The sequence below is a fragment of the Mitsuaria sp. TWR114 genome, assembly GCF_007997345.1.
The window spans coordinates 1-10,668 of the sequence record NZ_VOSR01000609.1 but is presented as its reverse complement, the minus strand read 5'-3'; the positions used below and the strand labels follow the sequence as shown (position 1 = coordinate 10,668).

Here is a 10,668-nt window from a genome sequence, read left to right as displayed (position 1 = left end):
CGGGTTCCACCGGTAGTCGCCGACACGCTCGTCGAAGGGGCCACCATTGGCGAAGCTCGCCGGGAAACGGCCGCTGCCCTTGCCGAGCAGCCATTCGTCCATGGTCTTGAGCAGGTCCAGGCCGATGCGCCAGTGCTCAAGGCGGCCCTCGAAGTCCTGCTGCCCGGTCGACATCCGCTGGCCGATGTACGCGCCCCCGCCCAGCGCCGCGACCATCTTCGCGAAGCGCTCCGCCGCCGCGCCGCTGTCCAGCGCCGCCTGCAGCTTCACGCGCGCGGCCGCCGTGTCAGACGCCAGCCCACCGAGCACCAGCATCTCGGCGCACAGCGCCAGCGTCAGTTCATGGGTGCGAGCCTCGCGCGGTCCGTCGCCCTTCAGGTAGTCGATGGCCCCGCGCACCTCCAGCGCGTTGCCCACTTCCCGGCCCAGCACCTGGTTCATGTCGGTGATCAGCGCCCGCGTGCGCAGGCCCGCGCCACCGGCCACCTCGACGATGCTGCGCGCCAGCTCCTGGCCGAACTCGGGCGTCGCCGCGAAGGCGCCGTTGCCGCACTTGATGTCCATCGCCAGGCCCTGCAGGCCGGCCGCCAGCTTCTTCGACAGGATGCTCGCGGTGATCAGCGGCACGCTCTCGACGGTGGCGGTGATGTCACGCACCGCGTAGAAGCGCTTGTCGGCGGGCGCCAGGTCGCTGGTCTGGCCGATGATGGCGCAGGCCAGCGTGCGGACGATGCGGTCGAAGTCCGCCGGCGCCGGCGTCGTCGTGTAGCCGGGGATGGCCTCGAGCTTGTCGACGGTGCCGCCGGTGTGCCCCAGGCCACGGCCCGCGATCATCGGCACGTAGCCGCCGCAGGCCGCCACCATCGGCGCGATCATCAGGCTCAGCTTGTCGCCCACGCCGCCGCTCGAGTGCTTGTCCAGCACCGGCCCCGGCATGTCGGGCCAGCGCATCACGCGGCCGCTGTCCATCATCGCGCGCGTCAGCGCGACCGCCTCGTCCCGTCCCATGCCGCGCAGGAACACCGCCATGCCGAGCGCGGCCACCTGGCCCTCGCTCCAGCTGCCGTCCACCAGCCCGCGCACGAAGTGCCGGATCTGGGCCTCGTCCAGCGCGCGCCCCTCGCGCTTGGCCCGAATGATTTCCTGCGCCAGCATGATCGCCGCGTCCCTTCGATGTGTGGTCGTTGTCTCAGCGCCCCTTGTCGGCCGGGGCGTCGCTTCGTGATGGCCATCGCGGCAAGGTCGCGGATTCGTCGCGATGCGCCGCTCGCCGAGCCGCTTCTTTGTCGCGTCTTTGCCGCTTCTGCGCCCGTGCGTCGTCGCGTCAGTAGGCCGCGCTGACGGCCGCGCTGTCCTGCCCGGCCAGCACCGCCTCGATGTCGCCCAGCAGCCCGCTGGCGCCGAAGCGCATGCGGTGGGCCGTCAGCGCGCTCACGCCCAGCGCATCGGCGGCAAGCTGCAGGTAGCCGCGCGCATCCGCCACCGAGCGGATCCCGCCCGAGGCCTTGAAGCCCGCGTTGCCCAGGCCGCTCGCCGCGATCTCGCGCAGCATCGTCGCGGCCGCCTCGGGCGTGGCCGACACGGGGCTCTTGCCGGTGCTGGTCTTGACGAAGTCGGCCCCGGCCATCAGCGCCTGGCGCGTGGCCTCGGCGATGCGCGCCGGCGAGCCCAGCTCGCCCGATTCGATGATCACCTTCAAGGTCAGTGGGCGCGTCGCGTGGCGGACCTCCGCGAGGAACTCCGCCACCTCGGTCGATTGCCCCGCCATCAGCGCCTTGTACGGCAGCACCACGTCGACCTCCTGCGCGCCGGCCTGCGCGATCGCATCGACCTCGGCCAGCACGCGCGGCAGATCGAGGCTGCCATCGGGGAAATTCGCGACCGCCGCGACCCGGATGTCCGCGGGCAAGGCGGCACGCGCCTGCGCGACGAAGCGGGGCCAGACGCAGACCGCGGCGACGTGGCCGCGCTCCGGCGCGCCGATGGCGCGGGCGCACAGCGCGTCGATGTCGGCCGCGGTGTCGCCATCGTTCAGGCTGGTCAGGTCCAGGCATTGCAGCGCCAGTCGCGCCGCTTGTTCAAGACTCATCTCGGTCTTCATCTACTGCTCCCAGGGCTGCGTCACGCAGCGCGCGGCATTGGCTGACCGGCGCACGGCGCCGCGCGCCCCGTGCTCCGGACGGAGGGGCGATCACGGCCTCGCGAGGCCGGACCGCCGGCCCGATCTTGCGCCTTCCGGGCGGATCAGCCCTTGAGCGATGCCAGCGTCGCCAACGAGGCCAAGTACTGGCCCAGGAAGGCCGCCGCGCGCTCGCCCGAGGCCTTGGCCTGCTGCAGCGTCAGCGCGTGCGTCAGCGCCTCGTCCGACATGCCCGCGGCCATGTTGGTGATCAGCGCCAGGCCTGCGACGCGCAGCCCGGCATGACGCGCCAGGATGGTCTCCGGCACGGTGCTCATGCCCACCGCGTCGGCGCCCCAGGCGGCGAACATGCGGATCTCGGCCGGCGTCTCGAAGTGCGGACCGACGGCCCACACGTACACGCCCTCGGTCAGCACCATGTTGAGGTCGCGCGCGACCTTGAAGCCCTGCTGGCGCAGCTCGGCGTCGTAGGCGACGCTCATGTCGCAGAAGCGGTCGCTGCCCGGCAGGCCGGTCAGCGGCGAGCGCTGCGGCGCATTGATGTGGTCCGAGATCAGCATCAGGCTGCCCGGCGGCTGGTGCGAGCGCAGGCTGCCCGACGCATTCGTCAGCACCAGCACCTTCACGCCCCAGGCCTTCAGGCTGCGGATCGCGCCGGCCATGCCGGTGCAGTCGCCGCTCTCGTAGGTGTGCGCGCGGCCGCGCAGCATCGCCACGCGCTGCTGGCCGACGCGGCCGACCGCGATCTCGGCCACGTGGCCCTCGACCTTGGGCTGGGGGAAGGCCGGCAGCTGCGCATACGGCAGGTGCTTCGCGTCCTGCAGCTGGTCGACGGCGCCGGCCCAGCCGGAGCCCAGCACCACGGCCACTTCGGGGCCTTGCTCGCCGAAAGTGGCCTTCAGCGTGGCGATGGACGTGGTGATGGCGGCGTCGAGCTCGGCGCTTGCAGGGGCATGGACATGGTTCTCTCCTGTCGCGGCCGTCGTGGCCGCGTCGATGTCAGTTCTTCAGATGGTCGGGACCGAAGCTCGCCGGCAGCAGCTGCTCCAGGGTCCAGTGCGCGCGCACGCCGCTGGCGTCGCCCGCGATCACGATCAACTCCTCGGGCCGCGCGAATTCGCGCAGCTTCTGGCGGCAGCCGCCGCAGGGCGTGATGATTTCCGAGCCAGCGCCGGTCACCATCACCGCGCGGGCGATGCGCCCGCCGCCCATGATCATGTGGCCCAGCGCATTGGTTTCCGCGCACCAGCCTTGCGGATAGGCAGCGTTCTCGATGTTGCAGCCGGCATGGATGCGGCCGTGCTCGTCCAGCACCGCGGCGCCGACGAAGTACTTCGAGTACGGCGCATGCGCATGCCGGCGCGCGTCGAGCGCGGCCTTCAGCAGGCGCTCGATGACGTCGGCGGGCAGCGGGATCGAGGCGATGAGGTTCTGCGCGCTCATGTTCAGCGCTCCTTCACGTAGGGCTTGCTCAGCGCCTTGGGCGCGATCGCCTGGCCGATGAAGCCGGCCAGCAGCACCACCGTCAGGAGGTAGGGTAGCGCCTGGATCAGCTGCACCGGCACCTCGCCGATGCCCGGCAGCGACACGCCCTGCAGGCGGATCGCGACGGCGTCCAGGAAGCCGAACAGCAGGCAGGCGCACAGCGTCGGCACCGGCTTCCACTTGCCGAAGATCATCGCGGCCAGCGCGATGAAGCCGCGGCCCGCGGTCATGTTGGGCGAGAACGAGGCGTTCTGCGCCAGCGTCAGGTAGGCGCCGCCCAGGCCGCACAGGATGCCGTTCAGCGCCAGCGCGGTGTAGCGCAGCCGCGGCACGGACACGCCGGCGGCGTCGACCATCGCCGGGTTCTCGCCGACCGCGCGCAGGCGCAGCCCCGGGCGGGTGCGCTCCAGGAAGAACCACACCACGACGACCAGCGCGAAAGCCAGGTAGACCAGCGCGTTGTGACTGAGCAGGCCGTGGCCGATGACCGATGCGGCCCAGCTCCCCGGCGCGGGCTCGGCCCACTGCGGCAGCAGGCCGGTGATGCGCTGCTCGGCGGCGATCGGCGGCGTCTGGCCGCCCTGCGCGAACCAGGCGATGCCCAGCACCACCGTCAGGCCGGCGGCCACCATGTTCAGCGCGACGCCGGACACGACCTGGTCGCCCCGGTGCGTCACGGTGGCGAAGCCGTGGACCATCGACATCGCGATCGCCACGCCGATCGCAGCCAGCAGGCCCAGCGTCGTCGAGTGCGACACGCTGGCCACCGCAGCCGCGGCGAAGGCGGCCGAGAGCATCTTGCCTTCCAGGCCGATGTCGACCACGCCGGAGCGCTCCGACAGCAGGCCCGCGAGCGCGGCGAACAGCAGCGGCGTGGTGACGCGCAGCGTCGACGCCAGCACCGAGCCGATCAGCACCTCATCCATGGGACTTCCCCTCCACCGCGCGCTGCTTGCGCGCGAACGCCGCGTAGAGCTTCGCGAACATCGGCGCGCTCACCATCGCCATCGCGCCGGCGAACAGCACGATCAGGCCCTGCACCGTCACCACCATCTCGCGGCTGAAGCCGGGCACCTCGAAGGAGACCTCGACGCCGCCCTGGTACAGCGTGCCGAACAGCAGCGAGGCCAGCACGATGCCCACCGGGTGGTTGCGGCCCATCAGCGCCACGGCGATGCCGGTGAAGCCGGCGCCGGCGACGAAGTCCAGCGTCAGCTTGCCCTGCACGCCGGCGATCTCGTTGACGCCGACCAGCCCGGCCAGCGCGCCCGACAGGCCCATCGCCGCCAGCACCTGCCAGCGCGGCCGGATGCCGGCGTAATGCGCGGCGCTCGGGTTGGAGCCGACCGCGCGCAGCACGTAGCCGGCGCGGCTCTTCCACAGGAACCACCAGACGAAGACGCTGGCGGCCAGCGCCAGCAGGATGGACAGGTTCAGCGGCGAGGACGGCCACTCGATGCCCAGCTTCGCGAGCAGCTCATGGACCGCCGGCATGCGCGCCGAGTCGGCGAAGGCATCGCTCTCCACCGACATCGAACCCGCCGGACGCAGCCAGTTCACCAGCAGGTAGCCGTTCAGGCCGGCGGCGAGGAAGTTGAACATGATGGTCGTGATGACCACATGGCTGCCGCGCCAGGCCTGCAGGTAGCCGGGCACCGCGGCCCAGACCATGCCGAACAGCGCCGCCGCGAGGATCGCCAGCGGGATCATCACGAAGCCCGGCAGCTTGGGCGCCAGCCACAGCGAGAGCAGCGCCACGCCGATGCCGCCCAGCGTCGCCTGCCCTTCCCCGCCGATGTTGAACAGCCCGCCGTGGAAGGCGACCGCCACGGCCAGGCCGGTGAAGACGAAGGTGGTCGTGTAGTAGAGCGTGTAGCCCAGGCCGCGCGCGCTGCCCAGCGCGCCCTCGAGCAGCACCGACAGCGCCTGCACCGGGCTGGCGCCGATCAGCAGCACCACGCCGCCGGCCACCGCCAGCGCGATCAGCAGGTTCCACAGCGGCAGCAGGACGAGGTCCATCCAGCGCGGCATCTGCAAGGCTTGGGCGCTCATGCGGCGGTCGCCGCGGCCGCGGCGTTCTCGTGGGAGGGGGAAGCGGACATCAGCAGGCCCAGGTTCTTCTCGGTGCAGGCATCGATCGCGAGCTCGCCGGTGATGCGGCCGGCGTTCATGACGATGACGCGGTCGGCCAGCGCCAGGATCTCGTCGAGCTCGCTGGACACCACCAGGATCGCGCAGCCCGCGTCGCGCAGGCGGCGCAGCTGGTTGTGGATGAATTCGATCGCGCCGATGTCCACGCCGCGCGTGGGCTGGCCCACCAGCAGCACCGCCGGCTGCTGGCCGATCTCGCGCGCCAGGATCAGCTTCTGCTGGTTGCCGCCGGAGAACTTGGACGAGCCCAGCTCCGGATTGCGCGGCCGCACGTCGAAGCGCTCCATCATCTCGGCGGTCTGCGCGCGCAGGTGGCGCTGGTCCATGCCCAGGCCGAGCGGGCCGGCACAGTACTGGTCCTGCTCGTGGTAACCGAGCGCGGCCGTCTCCCAGGCCGGGAAGCTCAGCACCATGCCGAGCGCGTGGCGGTCCTCGGGGACGTGCGCCAGCTTGAGTTCGCGCGCGGTGCGCGGGTCCATCCACGCGGCCGCCTGGAAATCGCGCCCCGCCACATGGAGCGCGCCGGCGTCGGGCGCCCGCATGCCGGCCAGCACCTCGAGCAGCTCGCTCTGGCCGTTGCCCGACACGCCGGCCACGCCGACGATCTCGCCCGGGCGCAGCGCCAGCGTGGCGTTGCTCAGCAGATGCACGCCGGAGCCGGTGTCGCTCGCCACGGTCAGGCCCTCGGCCTTGAGCACCGGCTGCTCCGACTGCGGCTTGGCCGCGCCGCCGTCACGGCCCAGGTTGACCTTGCGGCCGACCATGCTCTCGGCCAGGTCCTCGGGACTCGTGTCGCCGATCGCGGTGGTCTTGACCACGGTGCCGGCGCGCATCACGGTCACCGCGTCGCACAGCGCCATCACCTCGCGCAGCTTGTGCGTGATCAGCAGGATGGTGGTGCCGCGCTCGCGCAGGCGGCGCAGCACCTCGAAGAGCTGGTCCGTCTCCTGCGGCGTCAGCACCGCGGTGGGTTCGTCCAGGATCAGGATCCGGGCGCCGCGGTACAGGGCCTTGAGGATCTCCAGCCGCTGCATCTCGCCCACCGGCAGGTCGGCCACGGTGGCGTCCAGGCGCACCGTCAGGCCGGTGTCGCGCATCAGCGTTTCGAGCTCGCGGCGCACCTGCCGCTTGGCGCGCGACAGGAAGAAGGCCGGCTCGGCGCCCAGCATGACGTTATCCAGCGCGGACAGCGTGTCCACCAGCATGAAGTGCTGGTGCACCATGCCGATGCCCAGCGCGATGGCCTGATGCGAATTGGCGATCGAGACGCGCTGGCCGTCGACCTCGATGTGGCCCTCGTCGGCGTGGTAGTAGCCGTAGAGGATCGCCATCAGCGTGCTCTTGCCGGCGCCGTTCTCGCCGACCAGGCCATGCACCGTGCCGCGCTCGACGGCCAGGCTCACCGCCCGGTTGGCCTGCACCGCGCCGAAGCGCTTGGAGATCTCGCACAGACGGACCGCGGGCGCGGCGGCGCCGCGTGGGGACTGTGTCATGTCAGGGACGCTCGCTCGCGAGGGGTCAGTTCTTGCAGGCGTTGTCGGCCATGTAGTCGGCGACCTTGATCTTGCCGGCGATGATGTCGGCCTTGTAGCCGTCGAGCTTGGCCTTGACCGCGGGCGCGATCAGCTTGGCGTTGTTGGCGTCGACGGCGTACTCCACGCCGCCTTCCTTCAGGCCCAGCACGCTGATGCCGGGCTTCCATTCCTTGAGCACGTTGTAGACGGCCACGTCCACGCGCTTGACCATGGAGCTCAGCATGGTGCCAGGCTGCAGGTGGTTCTGGTTGCTGTCCACGCCGATGGCGAACTTGCCGGCGTCCTTGGCCGCTTGATAGACACCGACGCCGGTGCCGCCGGCCGCGGCGAAGACCACGTCCACGCCCTTGGCGAACTGCGCCTTGGCCAGCTCGCCGCCGCGGGTCGGGTCGTTCCAGGCCGAGGCGGTCGTGCCGGTCATGTTCTTGAAGACCTCGACCTTGCCGTTGGCGGCCTTGGCGCCCTGCTCATAACCGCACTCGAACTTGCGGATCAGCGGGATGTCCATGCCGCCGACGAAGCCGACCTTGCCGGTCTTGCTGGTCAGCGCGGCCAGCGCGCCGACGAGGAAGCTGCCTTCCTGCTCCTTGAACAGCACCGACTGCACGTTGGGCTGGTTGACCTTCTCGTCGATGATGACGAACTTGGTCTTGGGGAAGTCCTTGGCCACCTGGTTCAGCGCCGAGGCCTGGGCGAAGCCCACCGAGATGATGGGGCTCGCGCCGCGCTCGGCCATGCGGCGGATCGCCTGCACGCGCTGGGTCTCGTTGCTGATCTCGAACTCGAGGTACTTGCCGCCGGTGTCCTTCTTCCACTGCTCGACGCCGCGGTAGGCGGCCTCGTTGAACGACTTGTCGAACTTGCCGCCCATGTCGAAGATCACCGCCGGGGTGGTCTGCGCGGCCGCGGCGCCGGTCGCCAGGGCCAGCACCAGGCCGGCGGCGATCGAGGTGACGGTCGGGGCGAACGACAGGAAGGGCTTCATCATTGCGATCTCGATGCGAAGGGGTGAGGAGCAGCCGGGCATTCTAAGAAGGCGCGAGTGTAAGCCACGTCAAGGAAAACGCTAAACGTTTGCGGGCTCATCAAATCAGGGGCCGCCTCACTAAATCAGGCCATTGCACACAGCTGGAATGCGGGCTAGTGGCTAGCAGTTCCCGTGCCGGCTCGCGCGGATCGCCAAACGCCCTCGGATTGACCGAAACATCACCCTGGCTCGATCGAGCAAGTTGAGAATTACTATCATTTAGAATGTTCGCTTCGCAAGCCCGCAGGCTCCTCCCGAGATCCCCACGACATGAGCGCTGTCCTTCCCGTCCCCACCCTCGCGCAGGCCGTCCTCGGCCAGGCGCACCGCGTCAAGTCGCTGCAGGCGCCGGCCCATGCGCCGGAATGGAAGCAGATGCTGGAGGAGCTCGGCTTCGTCGCCGGCGAGCACGTCGCCGTGCTGGCCCGCGCGATGCCCGGCGCCGACCCGCTGGTGGTGCGCATCGGCCAGTCGACCTTCGCACTGCGCCGGGCCGAGGCGGACTGCGTGCTGCTCGAGGGCGGCACGAGCGGCGGGCTCACCGTCCCGACCGATGCCGCGATCGATGCCGCGACCGGCCAGGCGGGGGCCGCCCATGCGTGAGGCCGTCGTCCACATTCATCCGGCCGGGCCGCTGCTGGCGCTGGTGGGCAATCCGAACTGCGGCAAGACCGCCCTCTTCAACCGCCTGACGGCAGCCGCCAGAAGGTCGCCAACTACGCCGGCGTGACGGTCGAGCGCAAGGAAGGCCGGCTCAAGACGGCCGCCGGCAAGCTGCTGCGGGTACTGGACCTGCCAGGCACCTACTCGCTGTACCCGCGCTCGCCGGACGAGCGCGTCACCGTCGACGTCCTCGCCGGCCGCGCGCAGGGCGAGAAGCGGCCCGACCTGATCGTCTGCGTGCTGGACGCGACCAACCTGCGCCGCAACCTGCGCCTGTTCCTGTCGGTGCAGCGCCAGGGCCTGCCCTGCGTGGTCGCGCTGAACATGGCCGACCTGGCCCAGCGCCGCGGCATCGAGATCGACACGGCCAGGCTGTCCGCGCTGCTGGGCGTGCCGGTGATCCGCACGGTCGCCACCGACGGCCACGGCCTGGACGACCTGCGCGCGGTGCTGGACCAGCCCGAGCTGTGGAAGACCGCCAGCCCCGTGCCCGAGGGCGAGGACAACGCCCGCATCGGCCACATCCTCAAGGAACTCGGCCTGGACACGCTGCAGGGCGAGCTGCCCAGCGACAAGGTCGACCGCGTCGTGCTGCATCCGGTCTTCGGGCCGATCCTGCTGGCGGTGCTGCTGTTCTTCCTGTTCCAGGCGGTGTTCGCGTGGGCCGAGGTGCCCAAGGGCTGGATCGAGGCCGGCACCGGCTGGCTCGGCGAGCAAGCCGGCGCGCTGCTGCCCGAGGGCCATCTGCGCAGCCTCGTGGTCGATGGCCTGATCGCGGGCGTCGGCGGCGTGCTGGTGTTCCTGCCGCAGATCCTGATCCTGTTCTTCTTCATCCTGCTGCTGGAGGAATCGGGCTACCTGCCGCGCGCGGCCTTCCTGCTGGACCGGCTGATGGGCTCGGTGGGGCTGTCGGGCCGCAGCTTCATCCCGCTGCTGTCGAGCTTCGCCTGCGCGATCCCCGGGATCATGGCCACGCGCTCGATCGCCAATCCGCGCGACCGGCTGGTGACCATCCTGATCGCGCCGCTGATGACCTGCTCGGCGCGGCTGCCGGTGTATGCGCTGCTGATCGGCGCCTTCATCCCGCAGCGCGAGCTGTGGGGCGGCATCGAGCTGCAGGGGCTGGTGCTCTTCGTCCTGTACTTCGCCGGCATCCTCGCGGCGATGGCGGTGGCCTGGGTGCTCAAGCGCTTCACCGACGCGGGCCGCCAGGTGCGTCCGCTGATGATGGAACTGCCCAGCTACCACTGGCCGCATGCGCGCAACGTCGCGATCGGACTGTGGCAGCGCGCGGAGATCTTCATCAAGCGCGTGGGCGGCATCATCCTGGCGCTGACGCTGCTGCTGTGGGTGCTGTCGACCTTCCCCGGCGCGCCCGAGGGCGCCACCGGCCCGGCGATCGAGTACAGCTTCGCCGGCTACCTGGGCCGCGGCCTGGCGACGATCTTCGAGCCCATCGGCTTCAACTGGCAGATCAGCCTGGCGCTGGTGCCGGGCATGGCGGCGCGCGAGATCGCGGTCAGCGCGCTGGGCACGGTGTACGCGCTGTCGGCCACCGGTGACGACGCCACCGCGCAGGCGCTGACGCCGCTGATCTCGTCGACCTGGGGCCTGCCGACCGCGTTCTCGCTGCTGGCCTGGTTCATCTTCGCGCCGCAGTGCATCTC

At 70.7% G+C, this 10,668-nt stretch carries 10 protein-coding genes and 1 pseudogene; 3 read left to right on the top strand and 8 right to left on the bottom strand.

Annotated elements, in window-relative coordinates:
- The 8 genes from FUT87_RS20625 to FUT87_RS20590 all read right to left on the bottom strand — a co-directional run.
- Window positions 1–1,158: thymidine phosphorylase (locus FUT87_RS20625; RefSeq protein WP_147242229.1), on the bottom strand; the 1,158-nt coding region annotated here is incomplete at its 3' end.
- Between the two features lie 166 nt (window positions 1,159–1,324).
- A complete protein-coding gene (gene deoC, locus FUT87_RS20620) occupies window positions 1,325–2,101 on the bottom strand; it encodes a deoxyribose-phosphate aldolase (protein WP_221210949.1) in 777 nt (258 codons plus the stop codon).
- 143 nt (window positions 2,102–2,244) lie between these two features.
- Complete coding sequence (locus FUT87_RS20615) at window positions 2,245–3,063, bottom strand: purine-nucleoside phosphorylase (protein WP_147242227.1); 819 nt, start codon at window positions 3,061–3,063, stop codon at window positions 2,245–2,247.
- Between the two features lie 76 nt (window positions 3,064–3,139).
- Window positions 3,140–3,583 carry a cytidine deaminase gene (locus FUT87_RS20610; RefSeq protein WP_091723761.1) on the bottom strand — a complete coding sequence of 148 codons (444 nt, stop codon included), beginning with the start codon at window positions 3,581–3,583 and terminating at the stop codon, window positions 3,140–3,142.
- A gap of 2 nt (window positions 3,584–3,585) precedes the next feature.
- Window positions 3,586–4,551 (bottom strand): ABC transporter permease, encoded by a 966-nt coding sequence (locus tag FUT87_RS20605; protein WP_147242226.1) that lies wholly within the window; start codon window positions 4,549–4,551, stop codon window positions 3,586–3,588.
- Window positions 4,544–5,677, bottom strand: coding sequence for an ABC transporter permease (locus FUT87_RS20600; RefSeq protein ID WP_147242225.1), 1,134 nt, complete (start codon window positions 5,675–5,677; stop codon window positions 4,544–4,546). Before FUT87_RS20600 ends, FUT87_RS20605 begins: the two co-directional genes overlap by 8 nt.
- Entirely contained in the window at window positions 5,674–7,269 is a 1,596-nt protein-coding gene (locus tag FUT87_RS20595) for an ABC transporter ATP-binding protein (RefSeq protein ID WP_147242224.1), read from the bottom strand. The genes FUT87_RS20600 and FUT87_RS20595 overlap by 4 nt, the downstream gene beginning before the upstream one ends.
- Window positions 7,270–7,294: 25 nt before the next feature.
- Entirely contained in the window at window positions 7,295–8,296 is a 1,002-nt protein-coding gene (locus FUT87_RS20590; protein WP_091725128.1) for a BMP family protein, read from the bottom strand.
- Between the two features lie 312 nt (window positions 8,297–8,608).
- Between FUT87_RS20590 and FUT87_RS20585 the strand changes: the two genes are divergently transcribed.
- The 3 genes and pseudogenes from FUT87_RS20585 to FUT87_RS31810 all read left to right on the top strand — a co-directional run.
- Window positions 8,609–8,941, top strand: coding sequence for a FeoA family protein (locus tag FUT87_RS20585; RefSeq protein ID WP_091723750.1), 333 nt, complete (start codon window positions 8,609–8,611; stop codon window positions 8,939–8,941).
- Window positions 8,892–10,021 (top strand): annotated as a pseudogene (locus FUT87_RS31815) (FeoB small GTPase domain-containing protein); the annotation flags it as partial. The gene FUT87_RS20585 and the pseudogene FUT87_RS31815, both read left to right, overlap by 50 nt.
- A gap of 9 nt (window positions 10,022–10,030) precedes the next feature.
- Window positions 10,031–10,668: nucleoside recognition domain-containing protein (locus FUT87_RS31810; RefSeq protein ID WP_404935424.1), on the top strand; the 638-nt coding region annotated here is incomplete at its 3' end.